We start from the raw sequence: 22,958 nt of genomic DNA on the forward strand, positions 1-22,958 counted from the left end.
GATTGATAATCTCCAGTTACGTGGCGCATTGTAGATCCACGCATATTCACCAAGATCTCATCTGTATCCACTGTAAAGTGCTCTGTTAAGAACATTGTTCAGCATTAAATTAACATCGAATTTTTTGGCAACATAAGAAATTCCGAAGTTGGTGTCAAAATAATCCGGAAGACTTTGGTCTTTTTTAGCATTTACTCCATACCAAGACTGTCTTCCACCCTGATATTGATATCCTGCTGAGATTCCGAAACCTTTCATCATACCATTTTCAAATCTGTAATTGATCCATGTATTTTGAACATTTTTGGCATTTCCCGGAGACTGAATTCCAATGTTGGCAGGTTCACTATCTTTAATTGTTTTAGCATCAGTATAAGCATAATTGATGATAATGTTCAACCCTTTGATAATTTCTCCTTTGATATCAGATTCAAAACCTCTTGCTCTTTGCTCCCCGGTAGCAACCTGAAATGGATTTCCACCATTTTCTGCTATAGGTCCGGACACAAGTATATTTTTCCTTCTGATTTCATATACGGAGAAAGTAGAGTTCCATTTTCCGCCAAACCAGTCTTTTTTTAAACCAAATTCAATATTTTGACCTTTGAAAGGATCTGTAATCTTTGTATTATTAATCCCTGTTGCGGATTGTGGCACAAAGGTTTTATCATAAATTCCGTAAGCAGAGAAGTTTTCATTAATAGAATAGCTCACTCCAACTCTTGGTGTAAACTCACCAGCTGTATCGGGTACGATAGGAGTGCCTGGGCTTAGGTTAGGATAAGCAGAATAAGTTTTTCCACTTGTATATCTTCCTGCTAAGGTTAATCTTAACTTATTATCAAACATTTCAATCTGATCCTGAGCATAATAAGATGTATATTTTACTCCCTGATCATTATAAAAAGGAGCAGAGGTGTTTAACGTATAAAAGTCAGAAGAGGGTAGCCTGGTAGGATCTACTCCATAATTCACATTATAAATATCAATAGGGAATTGTAAGGTTTCTTTATCATCTACAATTTTTGAATAGGAAGAAAAGTCTGCTTCGTATCTTCTATCTCCATAATCGAATCCAGCAATAATTTTATGAACAATGTTTCCTGTATTAAGCGTTCCTCTTACATAGGTCTGGAAAATGTGGTTTTTTCCTTTTGCCTGCCAGTTGCTTAATGTTCTATTTAAAATATTTTTATTGGCTGGGTCAAAAGTTCCCCACCATGAGCCTCCGTCATAGTTCAAGTCCATATAAGCATATTGTGTACTCCAAACCCAATCTTTGAAAAGTTTCTGGTCTAAGCTTAAGAATAAACTTTGATCTTTAACTTCAGTTTGCTTGAAATTGGGATCATTAAAGTTGGTATGTACATTCAGTGAAGCATATCCGTCATTAGACATCAGATAAGCTCCGGGCTGATTGAATTTTAAATACTGATAATTGTACTGTGCTGTAAATGTAGTTGTCTTTGTAGGTCTGAAAGTAATAGATGGAGCAACAATGATTTTGCTTGTTTTATCGTTTTCGACCCATGATTTGTTGGAACTTCCCATTAAGTTAATTCGGTAGTCTAAAACTCCGTCTTTCACAAGAACTCCATCCAGATCTGCTTCACCTCTGAAAAGATTATAGCTTCCCGTAGTGAAACGTACACTGTTTGCAAATTTTCCTGTTGGCTTTTTAGTTACTACATTATAGAACCCTGCAGGATCTCCCATAGAACCCATAAATCCGGCAGGACCTTTTACAAACTCTATTCTATCAATAATGGATGCATCAGGATTGATAGGACCCCATGTAGAAGAAACATTCATTCCGTTCATGAACGTGGCAATACTGGCTCCTCTCATATAAACATTGGAATACACGTTATCCCAGTGTTCTACTTTTCTTGCTCCACTTACATTACGGACAATTCCTTCAGACATATTCAATGTGATCTGATCAGAAAGAACTTGTGAACTTACTGATTGTACGTTTTGAGGAAGTTCAAGAATTGGTGTCTGAATTCTTAATGAACCTGAAACTTCGTTTAGTTTGTACTTTTGATAATACCTTCCATTAACAATTACTTCTTCAATATCGTTGGATTTGATGGTGTCTTTTTTTTCCTGTGCAAAACTTAACATTGATGTTAATAATGCAGCTCCTATTGTTATTCTTTTCATTGTTTTTAAGGGAATAATTATTCTAAAAGTTTAAAATTTATAAGTGAAGCTTCCCAATACGTTGGCAAGGGCCTGAGCATTGGCTGTTGTATATCCGCTCCAATAATGTTCGTTCGTAAAGTTGTCTACTTTTACCCCGATTCTGAATTTTTTAGTATCGTAAAATGCATTGGCATTCAGTACCAGATATTTTGGAAGGATGAACGTACCCATGGTTGTAGAGTTCACAATCTTGTTGTCACTGGCATAGTTTCCTCCAACTCCGAAACCAAGTCCTTTTAATTTTCCGTCAAGGAATTGGTAGCTTGCATTGAAGTTAACCAACCATGGAGATGAAGCAGTAGCTGGTCTTCTTCCGATTACTGTGTTATCAGCTTCTGTGTACTTCATATCATTATAGCTTACTCCGGCAATCACAGAGAATCCTTTGATCAGATAAGCGTTTGCTTCCAATTCTACTCCCTGGCTTCTTAATAAACCAGCTTGGTTTTGTACAGCCTGTCCAGTTCCTGTCATTTCACCCGTATTAAGAAGGGTATTTTTCACCTGAATATTATAGTAGCTCAAGGTTGTTGTAATTCTTCCTTTGATAAGATTTGTTTTAATACCACCTTCAAACTGATTGGCTCTTTCAGGAGTTGAAAGTGTTACATTTCCAGCCTTGTCTGAAGTATAATATCCATTTACAGTGAAGCTGTTTTGATAATTTCCAAATACGGATAATTTTTCTGGAAGAATTTGGTAAACAACTCCAAATTTTGGAGACCATGCTCCCTGCTTATATTCGGCTGTTTTATTTTGCCCTACCTGGCCTCCTCTGTAGTTATTTGTTTCATATCGTACTGAAGTAAGAATGTTAAGACCGGCTACTGGTGTAATAACGTTAGAAATATAGCCACTATAGGTATCTTTTTTACCAGAGCTTATATAAGTATTATTTTTTTCAAAATCAGGCTGACTTCTCAGATTATCATACATTGCTCCCAATGTTTGCCCGTTCATATTAGTATAGTCTGTACCTGTGAACGGAACCCAGTCAAAGTTGGTAAACATAAAGTATTGATTGTCATTTAATCTCATATAGTCAAAACCAGCTACAGTTCTATTTCTGACACTTCCTATATTAAAATCAAAATTGAAATTCTGCTGAATCTGGAAATAAGTTCTTTTGCTGTCTTTGGTTGACTGATCAGCTCTTACAACTCCTAATTCTGTATCACTTGCATTTCCTGTAACCATTCCTTTCGGAGCAAAATAGAAATAAGGGTTAAATCCATCAGAATAAGAATAAGCCGTACTTACATTCGTAGAGGATTTAATATGCTCATTAATTTTATAGTTAACCTGTCCAAAGAAATTTCTGGCCTTACCTATAGTTTTAAGACCTTCTCCTGTGTAAGATTGTTTATAATTATAACCTAGCTTTTCCAGTTTGTCCATGCTATCTGCACCAAGCTGTGCACTTGGCACATAAAAGAAGAAAGCTGTCTCAGGATACGAATTGGTTTCAAACATTTCCAATTCAGCATTGATCTCTAAGTTATCCGTAGGACGATAAGTAATGGATGGAGTAAATGCATAGAAAGAATTCTTCGCATTGGTTCTCTGGAAAGTTCCCTGGTTAGTATAAGCTGTATTTAATCTGAATAATAATTTTTTATCTTGTGTAAGAGGAGTGTTTACGTCTGCCTGTACTCTATAAAAATTATAACTTCCTCCTGCTAGAGAAACAGCACCAGCAAAAGTTTCAAAAGGTTTTTTGGTAACTCTGTTTACAACCCCCCCATAAGAAGTTACATTACTTCCGAATAATGTAGCAGAAGGACCTTTCAATACTTCAATTCTTTCCACATTAATGGCATCCATAGACGTTGTAATAGGAGCAACCATTCCGTTTCTTATAGAATTTCCTGCTACGAAACCTCTTAGATTTAGATAGACTCCTCCGTCTCCCGCTCTGTTTGTTGCGCTCCACATCTTTTGTGCACCGGCAACATTCCTGAATGCATCATCTACTGTAAATAACAATTGATTTTCCAGTACTCCTTTGTCTATTGAAGAATATACTTGCGGATCTTCTATCGCTTTTAAAGGCATTTTGTTGGAATATTCACTGTCTTTTTTCACATAAGTGCTGATGATTACTTCATCAATGCTTTTAGTTTTTAGAGTGTCTTTCTGTTGCGCAAGAACTACTACACTTGAAAGTATGGATGCACTCAGTATTATCTTTTTCATTGGAATAGGATTATTTATAATAGTGTTTTATAATCAAAAATAAAGGGATAGAAAGTGTCAGCCACCCTAGTACATCCCATAAACCATCACCCAGTAATGCTGCGATTAATCCGAATAGGGATATGAAAGCAAGTAGGATAGGCATTCCCCAAAGTTTTAGAAAGTTATTTTTCATCTTCCTGTATTTTTGGGCGTCATTAATTTCATTTGTTGTTTTTCAGACTTTCTTCTGGCAATCCATAAATAAAGACCCGTGATGAGGACAAGAATTGTAAAAACATCAAAAACGGTCCATACAATCTTTAGTATCATGCCTCCATAATTTCCAAAATGTAGAGGCTCAGAAATAAAAAGTGCATTAACATACCATGGCATATCCCTGGAATCTGTTACAGTTCCGGTTTTGGCATCTATTAGCACAGGTTTTAAAAGTTTTGAAGTAAGTTCAGTATTTCCACGCATAAAAACTGCGTAATGGTGTTTACTTGTGAAATCAGTGCCTGGGTAAGCAATTATAGATACTTTCATATCTTTAATCGTATTTTCTGCTGCTTTCTTAGCATCTTCCAATGAACTGAAATGTCCGGTCAATGGCTTCTGATTCTTATAAGGAGCGGTCATTTCTGCCAGCTGGCCTTGCTGCCATAGACCAACAATTACATCAGAAAGAGTATTGATTACCCCTGTAAATCCTACGACAACCATCCACGCAGTAATGGCAATTCCCAATAAGTTATGAGTATCCAGCCATTTAAGTCTCTTGGATTTATTTTTACGGACCATTCCAAAGTCGTACTTTTTCATAATAGGCCCATAAAGAACGATTCCTGAAACAATGGATATCATGAAAAGTATTCCCATTAATCCTAAAAAAAGTTTCCCCGGTATACCGAGAAACATATCTGTATGGAGTTTTAAAATGATATTCATTAAACCGTCTGTTCTGGGAGCTCCTAAAACTTCGCCGGTATATTCATTCAAAACTAAATATTTACTTTTTTCATATGGAGCGTTAGGTTGATCAACAATATCAAAAAGGACTTTGTTTTTTTCATTTTCATCCCAGAAAACAAATCTTGCCTTCTCTCCCGGATATCTGGACTCAGCAATTTTTACAAGTTTATCTAAGCTCAGTTTTTCATGATTTTGAGCTAAGGCTTCTTTGTTGTCTTCCAAAAGATGTTCAATTTCTTCGTGAAAGATCAACGGTAAACCTGTTACACAGAGATACAGTAGAAAAACGGTACAGATAAGGCTTGTCCATTTATGCCAATTAAACCAGCGTTTAGCAGTTTTTAGCTTCATGAAGCAGTCAATATTTTTTGCAAATATATTGTTTTTAACTATTCTAAATAAATAATAAGATTGATATTTATCATACAATTATTATACAATCAATAACAAAAAACCGCTCTAGCCAATGCCAGAGCGGTTTTTTAATAATATTGTTAATTATTTCTTATGCAGGAATTTCTCCTTTGTATAAGAAAGAAATAATCTCTTTGTTTAATTTTTCCATCATTTCACTGAATAAGTGGAAAGATTCTTGTTTGTAAATTACAAGTGGATCTTTCTGCTCATACACAGCTCCCTGAGAAGATCTTCTTAAGTCATCCATTTCACGAAGGTGAAGCTTCCAGTTTTCATCAATAATAGATAAAGTAATGTTCTTTTCAAAATCATTGATTAAGCTTTCACACTGAGTATCATAAGCTTCCTTAAGATCTGCCACGATAGTCATCGTTTTGTGTCCGTCTGTGAAAGGAACCTGAATCATCTTAAACATTGAACCTTGGTTTTGGTATACATTCTCAATGATAGGGAATGATTTTTCCTTCAATAGGTTCAGCTTCATTTGATAATCTTCCTGAGCAGCTTTGAATAGGATGTTCGTTAGATCCTGAATGGTTTTATTATTAAAATCATTTTGAGAAACCGGAGATTCCATTGTAAATGTTTTAATGATTTCATATTCAAAATCTTTATAATTTCCTGTAGCTTTTCCTTTCGCAACGATAGAGTTGGCTACATCGAAAATCATGTTCGTGATGTCATATTTCAAGTGATCTCCGAATAGAGCGTTCTTTCTTCTCTTGTAGATAACGTCACGTTGTTTGTTCATTACGTCATCATACTCAAGAAGTCTCTTTCTTGTTCCGAAGTTGTTCTCTTCTACTTTTTTCTGAGCTCTTTCAATAGACTTGCTGATCATAGAATGTTGAATCACTTCACCTTCTTTATGACCCATTCTGTCCATCATTTTAGCGATTCTCTCAGAACCGAATAGACGCATTAAGTTGTCTTCAAGAGATACATAGAACTGAGAACTTCCCGGATCTCCCTGACGACCAGCTCTACCTCTTAACTGTCTGTCAACACGTCTTGAATCGTGTCTTTCAGTACCAATAATAGCCAGACCTCCTGCATCTTTTACTTCTTTAGATAATTTAATATCCGTACCACGTCCTGCCATGTTCGTTGCAATGGTTACAACTCCCGGCTGCCCAGCTCCTGCAACAATCTCTGCTTCTTTTTTGTGAAGCTTAGCGTTCAATACCTGGTGTGGAATTTTTCTTAACTGAAGTGCTTTTGAAAGCAACTGAGAAATTTCAACAGAAGTTGTACCTACCAGTACAGGTCTTTTCTGTGCCGTTAATTTTTCAATTTCTTCAATTACAGCGTTATATTTTTCTCTGTTAGTTTTGAAAACTAAATCTTGTCTGTCATGTCTTAATATAGGACGGTTGGTTGGAATAACCACAACATCTAATTTGTAGATCTCCCAAAGCTCACCAGCCTCTGTTTCAGCAGTACCTGTCATCCCCGCAAGTTTGTTGTACATACGGAAATAGTTCTGAAGCGTAATGGTTGCAAAAGTTTGAGTAGCTGCCTCAATTTTCACATTTTCTTTCGCTTCAATTGCCTGGTGAAGACCATCAGAATAACGTCTTCCTTCCATGATACGGCCTGTCTGCTCGTCAACGATTTTTACTTCACCATCAATGACTACATATTCATCATCTTTTTCAAATAATGTATACGCCTTCAATAGCTGGCTCATCGTGTGAACTCTTTCAGATTTTTCAGCAAAATCACCGAAAAGTTTTTCCTTAGCTTCGAATTCCTCTTCCTTAGATAAGTTTTTAGCCTCTACTTCAGCAATTTCAGTTCCGATATCCGGAAGTACGAAGAAGTTTGGATCAGAGTTCCCTTGAGACATGTATTCAACACCTTTGTCTGTAAGGTCTACCTGATTGTTCTTTTCCTCAATAACGAAATAAAGATCTTTATCTACGATCGGCATGTCACGGTTATTGTCCTGCATGTATTGTGCCTCAACTTTCTGAAGCAATGCTCTGTTTCCGCTTTCCGATAAGAATTTAATTAATTGTCTGTTTTTAGGAAGACCTCTGTATGCCTGAAGCAATTTGAATCCTCCTTCTTTTGTGTTTCCTGCCGCGATTAATTTTTTCGCTTCATTGAAGATGGTAGAAACTGTTTTTTTCTGAACTTCAACGATTCTGTCGATAGAAGGCTTAAGAACATCAAATTCCTGTCTGTCTCCCTGAGGAACCGGACCTGAAATAATCAACGGTGTTCTTGCGTCATCTACCAATACGGAATCCACCTCATCCACAATGGCAAAGTTTAATTCTCTTTGTACCAGTTCTGAAGGTGAAGTTACCATGTTATCTCTCAGGTAATCGAAACCAAATTCGTTATTTGTTCCGTAAGTAATATCTGAGTTGTATGCTTTTCTTCTTCCGTCCGAGTTCGGCTGGTGGTTATCGATACAATCGATAGACATTCCATGGAACTGATAAAGAGGTCCCATCCAAGCGGAGTCTCTTTTGGCAAGGTAGTCATTCACAGTTACTACGTGAACCCCTCTTTCCGGAAGAGAATTTAAGTAAATAGGTAATGTTCCTACCAAAGTTTTACCTTCACCGGTTGCCATTTCGGCAATTTTACCACTGTGAAGAATAATACCCCCGATAAACTGAACATCATAGTGGACCATATCCCAAACTACTGGAGTTCCGGCAGCGTCCCATGAGTTTTTCCAAACAGCTTGGTCTCCCTGAATGCTAACGAAATCTTTCCCTGCAGCAGCCAGTTCTCTATCCCAGTCACTTGCTGTTACACGAATTTCTCCATTCTGAGCCCATCTTCTTGCCGTTTCTTTGATCAATGCAAAAGCTTCCGGAAGAACCTGAACTAGAACTTTTTCTTCAATTTCGTATGATTCTTTCTTTAGAGACTCAATCTTTGAGAAAAGAGCTTCTTTCTCGTCAACGTTTGTTGAATTTTTTATCTGCTCTTTAATCTGTTCTATTTGAGCTGTGATATTGCTGGTTGCAGATTTAATACTTGCTTTAAACTCAGCAGTTTTTTGTCTCAGTCCATCATCCGACAATTGTTGGATGTTAGGCTCTACAGCCTTGATTTTTGTTACAACTTTTTTTACTTCTTTTAGGTCCTGCGCTTTTTTGTCTCCCAAAAACCCTTTAAGAACTTTGTTTAAAAAACTCATAAATTTTTTGCTTTATGCTTAATGCAAGATGCTTTAAGCGTTTTAATGACACGCTTATCGTGTAGTTAATATATAAAAAGGGCAAAAAAGCTCTAAGCAAGCAGCCTAAAGCTTATCGCTTTATTAATATTCGTCCTCGTTCCAAAGGAAGTCCTCGTCTGTTGGATAATCGCTCCAAACTTCCTCGATAGATTCATAAATTTCTCCTTCGTCCTCAATGGCCTGAAGGTTTTCCACTACTTCCATAGGTGCACCAGTTCTGATTGCGTAGTCAATAAGCTCTGCTTTTGTCATTGGCCAAGGTGCGTCACTTAGATAGGAAGCTAATTCTAATGTCCAGTACATAATTTTCTAATTTTTTGCAAAAGTATAAAAATAGGTTGTATAATAAACTTTTTTATACTTGATTTTCAATTCTTTTTATAATATTTTCTTGCAAACGACTGTCACCAACTGCATGGCAGTCATGTCAGAAATTTACTATTGTCGTTTTCTCAAAAACCATTCCACAAATTTTTTTATGCCATTTTGGAAGTCTGTGTCAGGTTTATATCCTATTAAAGTCATTGCTTTGGTAATATCAGCATTGGTTTTTGTGACATCTCCAGGTTGCATTGGCAGAATTTTTCTGTGGGCTGTCATATTCAGGGCATCTTCTATAGTGGCTACCATCTCCGTTAAAGTGACAACCTGGTTTTCTCCTAAATTAAGAACTTCATAAACATGGGAATTGTTTTCCAGATATAACACAGATTTGGTTATTCCATCAATAATGTCATCAATATAGGTATAATCTCTGGCGGTGGTTCCATCACCATAAAAAGGAATTTCTAAGCCTTCTGAAATCAGCTTTGTGAATTTATGTATAGCAAGGTCTGGGCGCTGTCTTGGACCATAAACGGTAAAGAACCTTAGTTGGATCATATCAATATGATAAAGATGATGATACACATGGCCAAGGATTTCCCCACATTTTTTAGTGGCAGCATAAGGAGAGATAGGATAGTCTACATTATCTGTTTCTGAAAACGGAACTTTTTCATTATTCCCATAAACGCTTGATGAAGATGCACAAATGAATTTTTTGATATTGAAATCTTTACACAATTCCCAAAGATTCATTGTCCCGCGAACATTCACTTCTTCGTAATCCAAAGGCCTTTCAATGGAGGGGCGAACTCCAGCCAATGCCGCCAGATGGATCACCATATCAATGGGATGATTTCTGAAAATACTTTCAAGCCCTTTTTTGTCTCTGATATCCTGATAATAAAGGGAATATTGATCAGATTGGGAGAGGGAAACCAGACGTTGAATATCAGCCTCTTTATCAGAGAATTCAAAATCCGGAATTATATCAATAGACTCTAAAGTATTTTTAATTTTGATCTGATAGCTATAGAAATCATCAAAATTGTCAATGTTTATGACAGAATGTCCATTTCTTAATAATTGTTCAACTAAATGGGAACCGATGAACCCGCTACCGCCTGTTACAAGATAAATCATCAATGGTTTTTTATGAATACAAAAATATAAATTTTACTTTTTGAAAAATATAATCATTAAATTTACGTAAAAAAGTAATATAAATATAATATGCAGTTTCAAGGGCAAATTTTAAAAATGATAAGCTACGATGCTAAACCCATCCAATATTATTTGAATCTTTCAGGAGATCTGATTCATATTAATGAGTTATTGGGGAAAGAATTAAGCATTAAGCATGTAGGGTTTCAATGTGTAAACTGTGGTGAAAATAAACCTATTTATAGAATGGGTTTTTGTAAAAGCTGCTTTTTTGAAAGTCCTTACGCCAGTGATACCATCATTCGCCCGGAGCTTTCTACAGCTCATTTAGGAGTGGCGGAACGTGATCTTGAAGTAGAAAAAGAAATTCAGTTACAGCCTCATACGGTGTATCTGGCCTATACCGGAGATGTAAAAGTAGGGGTGACGAGAAATACTCAGATTCCTACAAGATGGATTGATCAGGGTGCCACTTTTGCTTTGCCTATTGCAAGAACTGAGAACCGTTATGAAGCTGGGATGATAGAGGTTGCATTAAAAGAACATTTAGCAGATAAAACAAACTGGAGAAAGATGCTTCAGGATGACTTTGAAGGAGAAATAGATCTTGCAGATTTCAGACAAAAGATCAAGGAATATTTCCCTGAGGATTTCCAGAAGTTCTACAGTGAAGGAGAAGAACTTTGGGCATTTGATTACCCATTTGAAAAACCGGAGAAAGTAACTTCATTTACTTTAGATAAGAAACCGGAATTTACCGGAAGGCTTACAGGAATAAAAGGACAGTATCTTGGATTTGAAGGTGGGAATTTTATCAATGTAAGAGGGCATGAAGGCTATGTAATAGAGCTGGAAATCAAAAATTAATCTCATCATAAGTTATTCAACCAAATCACAAATATGAAAAAGTGGGTTAAAAGGCTATTAATCAGTTTGGGAATCCTGGCGGGATTGCTTCTTGCTGCAAATTTCGGACTGAATTTTTGGCTTAAAACCCAACTCCCCGAATACATTAAAAAAAATACAGACTACAAGGTTTCTTATAAAAATCTGGATGTGGATCTTAGTACAGGAAATATTCTGGCAACGGGAATTTCTGTTAACTCCAAGAACCCACAAAATACGAATGTCATTGGGCTTCAGGGAACGATTGATACATTAAAAGTCAACCGTTTCGGAATTTATGATGCTATTTTCAATAAAACAATAAGTTCTTCAGATCTGTTGTTGGCAAAACCCAATCTGAATGTCATTTTAGCCAAACCTGTTGACCAAAAAAAAGGAAAAAAACGAAATCCTTTCTTATTTGAAAATATCAGGATCAATGATGGGAAAATTGCCATTTTCAAACATACCAAGCAAAAGTTTTTATCTGTAGAACAACTTGATCTTATGGTTGAAAATCTGCAGATGACGGAAGAGTCAGTTGAAGATAAGCTACCTATTGTTTTTGATCGATACAGTATTAAGGGACAAAATTTCTTTTTCAGACCCGATAACATATATGCCATTACTATTCATACCATCAATACTACTGATGGACAGATGGCTGTTGAAAACTTTAAGCTGATTCCGTTGCTTTCTTTTACTCAGTTTAAAAAGTTTTATCCTCAAAAAACTCAACTGTTTGAATTTACTATTCCAACAATGGAGTTTAAAGATGTGGTTTTACAGAAAAATAAAGTTTCTCTTGCTGATGCGTACTTTCAGAGCCCGATTTTCACAGTGTATAATACTGGTGTAAAAAAGATTAAGAAAGAAAAGAGGAACTCTGACTTTGAAGTTAATCTTGAGAATATAAAGCTTAAAAATGCTGTGGCTCAAATTAACAAGCCGGATGGAAACAAACTTCTGTCTGCTGGAAATCTGAATCTGAATATCAGTCAACTTGTGTTCAATGAAGAAACTTCTGAGCAGGTGATTCCGGTTGCATATAAGGATTTTACATTCTCTGGGAAAGATATTGTATATGCTGATCATCAGAACATTGCAATTGGAAGCATTGCTTTGAAACCTACTAACGGAGAAATCAGAGATCTTTCATTGACCCCCGGTTCTCAGCCCAACGGAAAAATGACAATGGATTTAAAATCCAACCATATTGCTTTTAATATCAATAAACTGGAATTTATTAATAAAAAACTGAATCTAGATGTTAAAGACGTTCTGGTTGAAAATGCAAACGGAACGATAAAGGCTGGGGAGATTAAACCAAAGAAAAATACCAATTCCGGGATCATACAGTCTGTCATGGTAAGAAAAGTATCTTTGAAGAACTCAAACCTTACTTATGATAAAGGAAAAGAACCACTGGCTTTTCATGATCTGAATGCTACTGTAAACGGTATTGAGATAAGCCCGAAAGCAAATAATGAAGGGCTTTCTTTTACAGTCAAAGATTATTTCCTAACGACCCGTAATTTGGCTTATAAAACCCAATTCTACAATATCAACCTTGGACTTTTGAAGCTGAATAAGAATAAAATACAGATCAATAACTTTGCAATGAAGCCTCTTGTTTCGAGAAACCAGTTTATCAAAATGATACCTGTGGAGAGGGATCTATATGATCTAAAGGCTGGGCAGGTGACTGCTGAGGGAGATTGGGAGCTGTTTTCACAACATAAGTACATTAATGCTTCCCATGTGGAGATCCAGTCCGCAGATGCTAATATTTTCAGGAGTAAAATACCGAAAGATGATCCGAAAATTAAAGCACTGTATTCTAAAATGCTTCGTTCCATTAAAATTCCTATGAATATCAATACGCTGGATCTGAAGAATTCAGTTTTGGTATACGAAGAAGATACTCCTGAAAGTATTGGACCGGGAAAACTTACATTCAGTAATTTTAATATGAATGTCAAAAATCTAAACTCTGCTAAGGCAAAGGGAAGACCTACCAAAGTTGATATTAAGATCAATTGTTCCTTCATGAACCTTTCACCTCTGGCAGTGAACTGGGGCTTTGATGTTGGGGATCAGCATGATAATTTTACAATTTCAGGAAAGACCTCTAATCTTCCGGCAAATGGTATCAATCCGTTTATCAGGCCTTATCTGCATGTAACAGCCACTGCAGGAACGATTCAGGAAATGCTGTTTAATTTTAAAGGAAATCCAGCCGGATTGCACGGAACATTTAATTTAAAACATAAAGACCTGAAGATTGCTGTTCTGAACAAAAATAATCATGAGAAGAAAGGCTTTTTAACTGCTGTCGCGAATGTTTTCTTAAAATCGAACTCTGGAAATTATCCAGAATCAGTAACAGTGGAAAATGTGGAACGCGATCCTACAAAGTCATTCTTTAATCTTTTCTGGAAAGGGATTGAACAGGGATTGAAGAAGACACTTATTGGAAAGAATGTTGAAAAAACAGAAAAAACAGTAAAAAGTGCAGTTTCTTCAGTGAAGGACATGAAAGAATCGGTAAAGGATATTAAAAAAGAAATCAAACACAAAAAAAATACTTCTCAGCCTCAGGAAGAGAAAAAGGAGAAGAAAGGTTTCTTAAATGGCATTTTTAAAAAGAAAGATAACTCCGGAGAGAAGTAATTTTTTAAACCATTAAGGGTAATACTAAGTTGATTTTGCGATTGGCGGAAAATCATTTTTAATGTAAAAATCCTTAATGGTTTAAAAAATAAATATTGAGGTTCAATACTTAAAAATTGAATTCATCACTTTCTAGGATTGGTATCTCTCTCAGAAATTCATCAAATTCCGCACCAGGATAATTACTGTCTGCGCCATAAGAATCGATAATCATCCCACGGTTTCCAGCATCATCCTTCACGACGTATAATACGGCATTGTCGTCAGGATTACTATCACCTTCAAAACGATAGGTCTTTAAAATAGTCAGTTCAGAAGGAGTATAGATTTTTTCAGAATTTTCGAATTTCATCTCGCAGTTTTCATTCATTCTAAACTCTCTGTGTATCCCTCTTTCAGAAAGCGTTTTCATGACTTGGCTTAAGGTGGTCATTCTGTCGATGTTTTCTGGATTTTCCATAATAATATTTTTGTTGATAAGTACAATAATTAAACCATTGCTTTTCTAAAGATAAGAAAAATAACTGATTATAATTTTCTTAAAAATATAGCTTAATGTTAACAAAATTTATAATTCAGAAGAATAAAATAGGTACACTTTTTGCAATATCAAAAACAATAAATCAAAGAAAATATGAAAAAAGAAGTTGGAGTTTTACTGGCAGGGGGAGTTGGTCTTTTGGCAGTATTAAGTTTAATAAGCATCAAAAAAATATTGACAAAAAAAGATAAAAAATATAGTGATAGTTATTCAGATTATCACAGACACTTTGATGAAAAGAACCACGACGACGAAACACACGGAGTGGAATTTTACGCGCTGAAGTAGTAAAAAAATATATTAAATTATGTTTAAATCCAACGCTTTTGAAAGTGTTGGATTTTTTTGTGGAAAACTTAAATGTTAAAGTTCATTATTTTATAAAAAATCCATTCTAATTTTACATCAGAATGTCAAACGAAAATTTCATAAAAGGTCAGGGAGCTCAGCGAAACGTTATCAATCGTTTCGACAGGTATACCTATGAGCCTGAAGATGAAGATTTCGAAACCGTAAAGACTTCTTTTACCGAAGTGTTTCCCAAAACCATTGTGAATCAGGTGAAAAGTGAGGATCTTCCGATGGAATATTCTATGAATCCTTACCAAGGCTGTGAGCATGGTTGCTCCTACTGTTTTGCAAGGCCTACGCATGAATATTGGGGATACAGTGCCGGAATTGATTTTGAAAGAAAGATCATGGTGAAGAAAAATGCTCCTGAACTGTTGGAGAAGTTTTTTCAGAAAAGAGGATATAAAGCTGCTCCTATTTTACTCTCTGGAAACACCGATTGCTATCAGCCTGCCGAAAGACAATTTGAAATTACCAGAAAATTATTGCAGGTTTGTCTCGATTACAGACATCCTGTCAATATTCTGACAAAAAATGCCTTAGTACTGAGGGATTTGGATATCTTAAAACCGATGGCGGAACAAAACCTGGTTTCTGTTTCCTTAAGTATTCCTACCATCAATGAAGAACTGAGAAGAAAAATGGAGCCAAGGACAAGTTCTGCTCCCAATAAACTAAAAGCTATTGAAATCCTTTCTGAAAATAAAATTCCTGTACACGTAATGGTAGCGCCAATTATTCCAGGGTTGAATAGTGATGAGCCTTTGAATATTTTAAAATCAATTTCTGATGCCGGAGCATTGGGATTTGGATATACATTAGTTAGATTGAATGATACCGTAGAACCTGTTTTTGTCAATTGGATTGAATCTCATTTCCCAGACAGAGCACAGAAAGTATTGAATCTGATCCGCTCTATGCGTGGCGGAAAGCTGGGGGATAAAAGATATTTTGAAAGGCAGAGAGGAGAGGGGAATATCGCTGAAATGATTCACACTACCTTTAAAATAGGACGGAAAAAGTTTTTTGAAGGGAAAGAATTTCCTAAACTGTCAACGGCTAACTTTACAGGAACTAAAGATCAGCAACTAAGGCTGTTTGATTAAGTTATATTAAAAAACGCTCCAAAGAAGCGTTTTTTGGTTTTAATAAATAATAGGCTGCTCACCGTCAGGGCAAAAGAATTCTACTCTGCATAATTCTCTATACTGTTTACCGTCACTACACCCATAAAAACATTCTCCGGGATAAGGGAAACTTATTCCTCCGGAAATTGTCTTCAATTTGTTTTTACTTAATTTCTTTAAATGTTTCATATTGCATGATTTTGGTTTAAATAAAGATATGAAAATATTGATAAGTATTTGTATACTAGTATTTTATTTTTGTTGTAGCTGAATATGAGACAATAAAAAAACCGCTTTAACAAAGCGGCTTTTTACATCTTGCTGAAGTTCCTTACATTGTTTCTCCACCTGTAACAGGGCATTTAAAATCATCACTGCAATCTGCACAAATCACAGTTCCGTTGCAATAGTACATACAGAATTCTGGTACAGGCAATTGAGCTCCTCCGGAAATGCCTTTCAACTGGTCTTTTCTTAGTTTTTTTAGATTTTTCATATAGATTTAATTAAAAATTTGATAGTATAGCAAAATTAAATAAAATATTTTCAATTAAATGAATTATCATGTGAGAAAAATTAAAAATTATTAAAAAAAATATTTATCATGTGGTTTTTGTATGCAAATGTTTGATTATTAGAGAAATAAAAATTAATTTTAGAAGAGCGATATCCGAAAAGCTTATAGAGTAGGAAAAACTAAATACCAAAAACTATGAAAAATTTCAAAAAAATTTCAAGAGAAGAACAAAAGAAAATGATTGCAGGAGACATGGGCCCTGCTTATTGTTTTGATGGTGAATTGCCTGGTACAGGTGGTTGTGCACCTGGATATATCTGTTCAGGCGGTAACTGTGTGCCCTATGTTGGAAATCCTGGCGGAGGTGGTAACCCCGGTGGAGGTGGCAGTAGTTATACTTGTATTTGTCCTTGGGGTACTTTCACGCAGCCTACTCCTTGTCCAGAGTTTTATTGTATAACAGGATAAAAAAAATAGTCAGTAATTTAATTACTGACTATTATTCATTATGATTATTTTTTTATTAATCCTAATTCGATTAATCTCTCGTGCAAGAATTCTCCTGCAGTAGTGTCTTCGTATAATTTTGGATTGTTTTCGTCTACACAATTATCAAGAGCATTTAATGACATGGCACTGATAGGGTGCATAAAGAAAGGAATTGAAAACCTTGAAGTGCTCCACAATTCTCTTGGCGGGTTTACCACTCTGTGAATCGTAGATTTTAATTTGTTGTTAGTATGTCTTGAAAGCATGTCTCCAACATTAATCATCAATTCATCCGGTTCTGCGATCGCATCGATCCATTCTCCGTTGTGGTTCTGAACCTGAAGACCTTTTCCTTGTGCCCCCATTAAAAGAGTGATCAGGTTAATGTCTCCGTGAGCTGCAGCTCTTACGGCATCATCCGGTTCTTCAGTGATTGGTGGATAGTGAATAGGTCTTAAGATTGAGTTTCCTTCAGCTATTTTATCGTCAAAATAGAACTCATCTAAGCCAAGGTGCAGTGCTAATGCTCTTAGAACATACTGTCCTGTCTTTTCAAGCATTTGGAATGCCTCTTTACCTACTTCGTTGAATTTCGGAAGTTCATCAACGATTACATTGTCAGGATACTCCGTTTTGTATTTTGAATCCTCAGACAGATACTGTCCAAAGTGCCAAAACTCTTTTAAGTCTCCTTTTTTGAAACCTTTTGCAGTTTCTTTACCGAATCCTACATACCCTCTCTGACCACCAATTCCTGGAATCTCATACTTTTGTTTCGTTTCCACTGGTTGGTCAAAAAAGTTTTTTACCTCTCCATATAAATCTTCTACAAGGTTGTCATCAAGAAAGTGGCCTTTTAAGGCTACAAAACCAATTTCTTCATAAGCTTTTCCGATTTCATTTACAAATTTCTGTTTGCGTTCCGGGTTACCCGAAAGGAAATCACGCAGGTCTACACTAGGTATTTTGTCCATTTTTAGAAATTTACGAATAGCAAAATTACATTTTTTTTAATTTAAATGATTTTAAAATCATTATTTATAAGTTAAATTTGCTGTATGAAAAAATATTCTTCTAAGAGAAGTATCCAAATACTTGCACATCTTCTTCAGCAGTACGGAATTGCAGACATTGTAATTTCACCGGGATCAAGGAATGCTCCTTTGGCGATTCATTTTTCAGAAATAGACAGCTTTAATTGTTACAGTATTGTAGACGAAAGAAGTGCTGCTTTCGTAGCAATGGGGATGGCTAAAAGTGAGAAAAAACCAGTAGCAATTACCTGTACCAGTGGATCTGCAGTAGTCAATTATTATCCGGCGGTTACGGAAGCTTTTTACCAGAACATTCCCCTTTTGGTACTGACAGCCGACCGGCCAACAGATTTTATTGATATTTTTGATGGGCAGACGATCAGGCAGAAGGATGTTTTTCATCAGCATTCTTACGGAGATTTTCAGTTACTGGAAGACAGTAAGGAGAATGCGGAAGATATTAATTTTGATACAATTAAAAAGGCTATCGAGCTTTGCTTTGAAAAGCAAGGACCGGTACATATCAATATTCCTTTGGAAGAGCCATTATATGAACTGGTATCAGAGCTTCCAACTTTTCCGACGGTTGAAAAAACAATCAAGCATAAAGAGTATGAGATCCCATCCAACCTGATTGCAGATTGGCATACGTCTCAGAGGATTATGTTGTTAGTGGGAACAAGAGATTACAGCCCAGAATTGGAAAATCAGTTGACACAACTGGTTAAAAACCATTCTGTAGTTGTACTCAGCGAAGCAAATTCCAATTTGTATCATGAGAAGTTTTTCAGACATATAGACCGCTATATCTTCAATTTTACAGAAGAAGATTATAAAACCTATGCTCCGGACCTGTTAATTACGATAGGACAGAATGTGGTTTCCAAAAAAGTAAAACAGTTTCTGAGAAGCGCAAGGCCAAAGCAACACTGGCATCTGGATGAAGTTTGGCAGCCGGATACATATTTCTCATTGACAGAGAAAATAGAGGTAAAACCTGAGATATTCTTTTCCAAATTATTAAAGTTCATTAACCTGGAGCCAAGGCCTTATTTTAATTTGTGGGATGTTTTGAGAGATAAAAAAGATGCCAAGCACCAGCAATTTTTAAATACGGTAGAATTTTCAGATTTTTATTTCTTTAATAAAGCAGCACAAACTGTTCCTGAAAACTATAATATTCATTTCAGCAATTCATCCGGGATCAGATATGCACAGTTGTTCGATTTTGGCAAAAGAAAAATGTACTGCAACAGAGGAACCAGCGGAATTGATGGTTCAACATCCACTGCAATGGGATTTGCCATTAAAAATGCCAATCCAACTTTGTTGATTACCGGTGATTTAAGCTTCTTTTATGATATCAATGGTCTTTGGAACCAGTATATTCCTCCTTTTGTAAGAATTATGATCTTCAACAACGGAGAAGGGAATATTTTCAAGATTATTCCGGGACCTGGAAATGCCAACCCGAATACGTTAGACGAATTTATTGCCACCAAACACCGTAAAAATGCTGAGCATTTAGCCAAGCATTTCGGCTTCTCTTACATTAAGGTGGAAGATGAACTGACGTTGGACAGAGTGTTGGAGAACTTCTTCAAACCTGATGCACAACCAAAAATCCTGGAAGTAAATACTTATGGGAAAAACAGTGCTGACATTCAGAAAGCTTACTTTAATTTCATGAAAGAAAACTAAAGATCAAGATATTCTTCATTTCCTGGCAGATTCATAATTCTGTCAATAGGATAGATAAACATATCATCAAAGTCGTTTAAAGCATTGATGAGTTGAAAGTGGCTGAACTGCTTTATATTTTGTAGAGTAATTTCAGCCTCTTTTATTTTCTTATTTTTCAAAAGATGTTGTCTTTGTACTCCATTCAAAAGATAAGAGTTTGGAGTAAACCAGTCTTTACCCTTTAAAAATAAAAGGTTGGAAAAAGAAGTATCGGTGATATGGTTATTTTTCACAATGATGATTTCCTCCGCTTTGGATTTCATCTTCATTTTATCTAATTCTTTGCGGTCTTCAAATTTGAATGAGTAATCGAAACTATTGTTTTCTACCAGTTGGAAATCCTGAATTTCAGGGATCGCGTAAGGAATCATCTGAGTGCGAATTCTTTTGTCAAGATCATAGGAAATTCTTAGCTTGAAAAGCCCGTCTTCATCATGCTCCAGATTTTTGTAGATTTTGGCCAGATCAATAGAACCCTCTTTTCCAAAATGAGAGAATGTTTGATTAACACGTTTTTGATGGAGTTCTAATAGAAAAATCTCCTGATCTTCTACCTTAATGCTTTCAATGAATTGGGACATAGATTTTATTTTTCATTTCCTGATATTCGTCTTCTAATTTACTCATGTGCGTTATACCGCCTCCGCTTTTGAAATAGAGCTTATTGTCCTCTTTTTCAATAAAACGTATCATTACACAGCTGTCGACATTTTCACCGTCGAACCAGCCACAAACTCCCGTGTAATATCCTCGGTCATAGCCTTCTGCCTCCAGGATTATTTCCAGCGTTTTAGGTTTTGGGGCACCTAAAATAGATCCTGCAGGAAGCAATTTTTGCATAATACTTCCTAATTTTCCGTCAAATTCAGGTTTTAATATTCCTGAAATTTCCGAACTCATGGCATATAAATCTTTCTGCCGTGTTTTGAGGAAGTCAATATGCTGAAACTGATCTACACGTACATTATCTGCTACCATGCTTAGATCATTACGGAGCAAATCTACCACCGTATAATGCTCAGCTTTTTCCTTCGGGTCATTCTTTAAGATTTCTGCCGCATTTTCTATGGAGGCATCAATAGTGCCTTTCATAGGATAAGTCAAAATTTTTCCGTCAATAATCTTTACGAAAGTTTCAGGAGAAAAAAATACAAAAAAATCTTTATAAAAAACCTTGTACTTTGCCTCGGAGTGATAAAAAATTTCTTTAAGGCTTAAATTGGTCTCAATTTCAGTTTTTCGGGTATAATTTACCAGATAGGAATTCCCAAGACGAATATTTTTCTGAACTTTATCAAATCCTGTTTTAAAGCTTTCCAGGGTCTCCGGAAAGAATTTCCATTCTACTTTTTTATCAAGCGCTTGTTTCTGTTTTGTGGTTGAAAACATTTGAAAATCAATTAATAACCCTGATTTTTCGATCTCATTTTCTTTATAGATTTCCACCTTCTCTGAAAGGAAATCGATCACAAAGAAATAGGGAACCTTCTGAAGGGAAAGCTCGTCCATTTCCATAAATTTTTGATGATTCACTGAAAACATTCGGCAAAAATACTTATTGATGTTTACTTTTGCATAAAATTTTTATGATGCAGAGTAAATATCCTCAGAAACCGGGAATTGATTTTATATTGAAGCAGGCTTTTTTCTATTGGAATAAAACACTGGTTTTTCAGTTGATGTTTTCAATGATATTTTTTGGAATCTTTCTTACCTCTCTTTTCTTCTTCGGAGACAGGTATGGAATATGGGAGCAGAATCAGGTGCTTACGGAAGCTTTGAAAGAAGGAACAAAGGCCTATATGGAAAAGATAGGACAATTAAGTGCTACCGAAAACTATCAGATGTTTACTCTTGCCATCTGGGCAACTACAGCATTTCTATATCCTCTGAATCTGGGAATGTTCCAGATCTTCAGAAAACTGGATCTTAACGAAAAAATTGAACTGGGAGATTTGTTTGTAGGGTATAACGGAATTAACTTTTTTAAATATCTGGGATATTATCTTTTCTGGTTTATGATTTATAGGTTTACAGTTCCTACGATTCTTTTGGCCATTATTTGGGTAGCAGTGACGGTATTTGTAGCTCCATTGATGTTTTTTACCAATAAAAGGATATTCGAAGCCATTTCTTTAAATTTTAAAGCTCTTAAAATGTATTTTGTAGAAATCATGGTGTGTGTCTTCGTTGCTGTTCTGTTTAAATACCTGGGGTTCAGTTTGTTTTTAATTGGAGGACTTTTCACGTTTCCTTTCTGGAATGCTATGATTTATTCTTTATATAAAACAATATTTTCGGAGAAAAGCTAAAATTCAGTTAGGTTTAATGTGTTTTTTTATCAAAAAAAGTTAAATTTGATAAAATCATTAAAATATTTAAACTATGTCTGAATTTAACGAATTTGATCAGCAAGGTTCTGTTCCCAGTAGGGAAACGGGATCAATCATTTCACATGCCTTTGAAATGTATAAAGGTGTTTTTGGGTACGCTATTGTTGCCATGATAATTTATATCGTTGGAGGGATTGTTATCCAAAGTCTTACCGGTTTCAATTCTGCAGCCATCATGGAAGAAATGAAAACTTCGGGTGATTATGGGAATTTCAGATATTGGGAAACTCCTGGGTTCTCAATGTATATGACGTTTTCCAGTCTTTTTTTACTGTTATTGACTCCGCTGTATGTAGGTTTGATCTATATGGTGAATAAATTTAATACCAAAAATCCGATTGAATTCTCTGACCTTTTCATTGGATACCGCCAGAATTTTGTAAATATATTGATCTATAGCTTCCTTTCAGGGATTATTTCTTCTGTTGCATTGACGCTTTGCTTTCTTCCGTTTATTTTTATTTATCCATTTCTTTTATTAGGATATCCTATCTTATTATTTGAAAACTCTTCAGCTATTGATGCTTTAAGTAAGTCATTCAATATTGCAAAAGAGAATTACGGAACACTATTAGGAGTAAGTTTCCTTGGGCTTTTAATCTCACTGGCAGGTATTATTTTATGTGGAATCGGGTTTATTTTAACGGCGCCATTCATTATGGTCGTAATGTACTCTGCTTATTGTGCTTTTGTTGGAAAGCCGAGACAAATCATGTATACAAAACAATAAAAATAAA

Annotated in this window: 21 protein-coding genes; 8 read left to right on the forward strand and 13 right to left on the reverse strand. The window is 35.6% G+C overall.

The window, feature by feature from the left end; translation table 11 throughout:
• Positions 1-57: 57 nt before the first annotated feature.
• The 7 genes from NBX25_RS02135 to NBX25_RS02165 all read right to left on the reverse strand — a co-directional run bounded on the left by NBX25_RS02135 (position 58) and on the right by NBX25_RS02165 (position 10,447).
• Positions 58-2,166, reverse strand: a complete 2,109-nt coding sequence (locus NBX25_RS02135; RefSeq protein WP_250252660.1) for a TonB-dependent siderophore receptor — start codon at positions 2,164-2,166, stop codon at positions 58-60.
• A gap of 30 nt (positions 2,167-2,196) precedes the next feature.
• Positions 2,197-4,404 carry a TonB-dependent siderophore receptor gene (locus NBX25_RS02140; protein ID WP_250252661.1) on the reverse strand — a complete coding sequence of 736 codons (2,208 nt, stop codon included), beginning with the start codon at positions 4,402-4,404 and terminating at the stop codon, positions 2,197-2,199.
• A 10-nt stretch (positions 4,405-4,414) separates the two neighbouring features.
• A complete protein-coding gene (locus NBX25_RS02145; protein WP_164464427.1) occupies positions 4,415-4,579 on the reverse strand; it encodes a hypothetical protein in 165 nt (54 codons plus the stop codon).
• On the reverse strand, positions 4,576-5,709 hold the full coding sequence (locus tag NBX25_RS02150) for a PepSY-associated TM helix domain-containing protein (protein ID WP_123909626.1): 1,134 nt from the start codon (positions 5,707-5,709) through the stop codon (positions 4,576-4,578). Before NBX25_RS02150 ends, NBX25_RS02145 begins: the two co-directional genes overlap by 4 nt.
• Positions 5,710-5,863: 154 nt before the next feature.
• Entirely contained in the window at positions 5,864-8,938 is a 3,075-nt protein-coding gene (gene secA, locus NBX25_RS02155) for a preprotein translocase subunit SecA (RefSeq protein WP_250252662.1), read from the reverse strand.
• A gap of 123 nt (positions 8,939-9,061) precedes the next feature.
• On the reverse strand, positions 9,062-9,283 hold the full coding sequence (locus NBX25_RS02160) for a DUF2795 domain-containing protein (protein ID WP_002662059.1): 222 nt from the start codon (positions 9,281-9,283) through the stop codon (positions 9,062-9,064).
• Positions 9,284-9,418: 135 nt separating this feature from the next.
• A complete protein-coding gene (locus NBX25_RS02165) occupies positions 9,419-10,447 on the reverse strand; it encodes a GDP-mannose 4,6-dehydratase (protein ID WP_250252663.1) in 1,029 nt (342 codons plus the stop codon).
• A gap of 90 nt (positions 10,448-10,537) precedes the next feature.
• Here NBX25_RS02165 and NBX25_RS02170 point away from each other — a divergent pair, with 90 nt between their 5' ends.
• The gene (locus NBX25_RS02170) at positions 10,538-11,335 is read left to right on the forward strand and encodes a DUF2797 domain-containing protein (protein WP_123858295.1); all 798 of its coding nucleotides are present in this window, start codon (positions 10,538-10,540) and stop codon (positions 11,333-11,335) included.
• A 33-nt stretch (positions 11,336-11,368) separates the two neighbouring features.
• Positions 11,369-14,026, forward strand: coding sequence for a hypothetical protein (locus NBX25_RS02175; protein WP_250252664.1), 2,658 nt, complete (start codon positions 11,369-11,371; stop codon positions 14,024-14,026).
• A 109-nt stretch (positions 14,027-14,135) separates the two neighbouring features.
• On the opposite strand, the gene NBX25_RS02180 is transcribed toward NBX25_RS02175, so the two are convergent.
• A complete protein-coding gene (locus NBX25_RS02180) occupies positions 14,136-14,486 on the reverse strand; it encodes a hypothetical protein (protein ID WP_123909632.1) in 351 nt (116 codons plus the stop codon).
• Positions 14,487-14,660: 174 nt separating this feature from the next.
• Here NBX25_RS02180 and NBX25_RS02185 point away from each other — a divergent pair, with 174 nt between their 5' ends.
• Positions 14,661-14,855, forward strand: a complete 195-nt coding sequence (locus tag NBX25_RS02185) for a hypothetical protein (RefSeq protein WP_066691102.1) — start codon at positions 14,661-14,663, stop codon at positions 14,853-14,855.
• Between the two features lie 122 nt (positions 14,856-14,977).
• A complete protein-coding gene (locus tag NBX25_RS02190) occupies positions 14,978-16,024 on the forward strand; it encodes a PA0069 family radical SAM protein (RefSeq protein WP_250252665.1) in 1,047 nt (348 codons plus the stop codon).
• A gap of 39 nt (positions 16,025-16,063) precedes the next feature.
• Here NBX25_RS02190 and NBX25_RS02195 read toward each other — a convergent pair whose 3' ends face one another.
• Positions 16,064-16,234, reverse strand: coding sequence for a bacteriocin (locus NBX25_RS02195; protein ID WP_123909635.1), 171 nt, complete (start codon positions 16,232-16,234; stop codon positions 16,064-16,066).
• 142 nt (positions 16,235-16,376) lie between these two features.
• Positions 16,377-16,541 carry a bacteriocin-like protein gene (locus NBX25_RS02200; RefSeq protein ID WP_164464428.1) on the reverse strand — a complete coding sequence of 55 codons (165 nt, stop codon included), beginning with the start codon at positions 16,539-16,541 and terminating at the stop codon, positions 16,377-16,379.
• A gap of 216 nt (positions 16,542-16,757) precedes the next feature.
• Between NBX25_RS02200 and NBX25_RS02205 the strand changes: the two genes are divergently transcribed.
• Positions 16,758-17,030, forward strand: coding sequence for a bacteriocin-like protein (locus tag NBX25_RS02205; RefSeq protein ID WP_123909636.1), 273 nt, complete (start codon positions 16,758-16,760; stop codon positions 17,028-17,030).
• Positions 17,031-17,074: 44 nt separating this feature from the next.
• Here the strand turns inward: NBX25_RS02205 and NBX25_RS02210 are convergent, their stop codons facing one another.
• Positions 17,075-18,025 (reverse strand): isopenicillin N synthase family dioxygenase, encoded by a 951-nt coding sequence (locus tag NBX25_RS02210; RefSeq protein WP_250252666.1) that lies wholly within the window; start codon positions 18,023-18,025, stop codon positions 17,075-17,077.
• Positions 18,026-18,109: 84 nt separating this feature from the next.
• On the opposite strand from NBX25_RS02210, the gene menD reads away from it, so the two are divergent.
• Positions 18,110-19,786 (forward strand): 2-succinyl-5-enolpyruvyl-6-hydroxy-3-cyclohexene-1-carboxylic-acid synthase, encoded by a 1,677-nt coding sequence (gene menD / locus NBX25_RS02215; RefSeq protein WP_123909638.1) that lies wholly within the window; start codon positions 18,110-18,112, stop codon positions 19,784-19,786.
• Here the strand turns inward: menD and NBX25_RS02220 are convergent.
• A complete protein-coding gene (locus NBX25_RS02220; RefSeq protein ID WP_250252667.1) occupies positions 19,783-20,409 on the reverse strand; it encodes an aminotransferase class IV in 627 nt (208 codons plus the stop codon). The genes menD and NBX25_RS02220 overlap by 4 nt on opposite strands.
• Complete coding sequence (locus tag NBX25_RS02225; RefSeq protein WP_123909640.1) at positions 20,393-21,370, reverse strand: aminodeoxychorismate synthase component I; 978 nt, start codon at positions 21,368-21,370, stop codon at positions 20,393-20,395. The genes NBX25_RS02220 and NBX25_RS02225 overlap by 17 nt, the downstream gene beginning before the upstream one ends.
• Positions 21,371-21,414: 44 nt before the next feature.
• Between NBX25_RS02225 and NBX25_RS02230 the strand changes: the two genes are divergently transcribed.
• Complete coding sequence (locus NBX25_RS02230; RefSeq protein WP_123909641.1) at positions 21,415-22,140, forward strand: hypothetical protein; 726 nt, start codon at positions 21,415-21,417, stop codon at positions 22,138-22,140.
• Positions 22,141-22,213: 73 nt separating this feature from the next.
• Complete coding sequence (locus NBX25_RS02235) at positions 22,214-22,951, forward strand: beta-carotene 15,15'-monooxygenase (RefSeq protein ID WP_123909642.1); 738 nt, start codon at positions 22,214-22,216, stop codon at positions 22,949-22,951.
• Positions 22,952-22,958 lie beyond the last annotated feature (7 nt).

Origin of the sequence: Chryseobacterium sp. Marseille-Q3244 (assembly GCF_940807095.1) — a bacterium.
Lineage (GTDB): Bacteria > Bacteroidota > Bacteroidia > Flavobacteriales > Weeksellaceae > Chryseobacterium.

Excerpts from the sequence above, each read along its gene's own strand:
- NBX25_RS02220 (WP_250252667.1), bottom strand. The coding sequence starts at position 20,409 with ATGTCCCAATTCATTGAAAGCATTAAGGTAGAAGATCAGGAGATTTTT.
- secA (WP_250252662.1), bottom strand. The coding sequence starts at position 8,938 with ATGAGTTTTTTAAACAAAGTTCTTAAAGGGTTTTTGGGAGACAAAAAA.
- NBX25_RS02175 (WP_250252664.1), top strand. The coding sequence starts at position 11,369 with ATGAAAAAGTGGGTTAAAAGGCTATTAATCAGTTTGGGAATCCTGGCG.
- NBX25_RS02195 (WP_123909635.1), bottom strand. The coding sequence starts at position 16,234 with ATGAAACATTTAAAGAAATTAAGTAAAAACAAATTGAAGACAATTTCC.
- NBX25_RS02145 (WP_164464427.1), bottom strand. The coding sequence starts at position 4,579 with ATGAAAAATAACTTTCTAAAACTTTGGGGAATGCCTATCCTACTTGCT.
- NBX25_RS02190 (WP_250252665.1), top strand. The coding sequence starts at position 14,978 with ATGTCAAACGAAAATTTCATAAAAGGTCAGGGAGCTCAGCGAAACGTT.
- NBX25_RS02230 (WP_123909641.1), top strand. The coding sequence starts at position 21,415 with ATGATGCAGAGTAAATATCCTCAGAAACCGGGAATTGATTTTATATTG.
- NBX25_RS02210 (WP_250252666.1), bottom strand. The coding sequence starts at position 18,025 with ATGGACAAAATACCTAGTGTAGACCTGCGTGATTTCCTTTCGGGTAAC.
- NBX25_RS02165 (WP_250252663.1), bottom strand. The coding sequence starts at position 10,447 with ATGATTTATCTTGTAACAGGCGGTAGCGGGTTCATCGGTTCCCATTTA.
- NBX25_RS02235 (WP_123909642.1), top strand. The coding sequence starts at position 22,214 with ATGTCTGAATTTAACGAATTTGATCAGCAAGGTTCTGTTCCCAGTAGG.
- NBX25_RS02205 (WP_123909636.1), top strand. The coding sequence starts at position 16,758 with ATGAAAAATTTCAAAAAAATTTCAAGAGAAGAACAAAAGAAAATGATT.
- NBX25_RS02140 (WP_250252661.1), bottom strand. The coding sequence starts at position 4,404 with ATGAAAAAGATAATACTGAGTGCATCCATACTTTCAAGTGTAGTAGTT.
- NBX25_RS02185 (WP_066691102.1), top strand. The coding sequence starts at position 14,661 with ATGAAAAAAGAAGTTGGAGTTTTACTGGCAGGGGGAGTTGGTCTTTTG.
- NBX25_RS02160 (WP_002662059.1), bottom strand. The coding sequence starts at position 9,283 with ATGTACTGGACATTAGAATTAGCTTCCTATCTAAGTGACGCACCTTGG.
- NBX25_RS02135 (WP_250252660.1), bottom strand. The coding sequence starts at position 2,166 with ATGAAAAGAATAACAATAGGAGCTGCATTATTAACATCAATGTTAAGT.
- NBX25_RS02150 (WP_123909626.1), bottom strand. The coding sequence starts at position 5,709 with ATGAAGCTAAAAACTGCTAAACGCTGGTTTAATTGGCATAAATGGACA.
- NBX25_RS02225 (WP_123909640.1), bottom strand. The coding sequence starts at position 21,370 with ATGTTTTCAGTGAATCATCAAAAATTTATGGAAATGGACGAGCTTTCC.
- NBX25_RS02180 (WP_123909632.1), bottom strand. The coding sequence starts at position 14,486 with ATGGAAAATCCAGAAAACATCGACAGAATGACCACCTTAAGCCAAGTC.
- NBX25_RS02200 (WP_164464428.1), bottom strand. The coding sequence starts at position 16,541 with ATGAAAAATCTAAAAAAACTAAGAAAAGACCAGTTGAAAGGCATTTCC.
- NBX25_RS02170 (WP_123858295.1), top strand. The coding sequence starts at position 10,538 with ATGCAGTTTCAAGGGCAAATTTTAAAAATGATAAGCTACGATGCTAAA.
- menD (WP_123909638.1), top strand. The coding sequence starts at position 18,110 with ATGAAAAAATATTCTTCTAAGAGAAGTATCCAAATACTTGCACATCTT.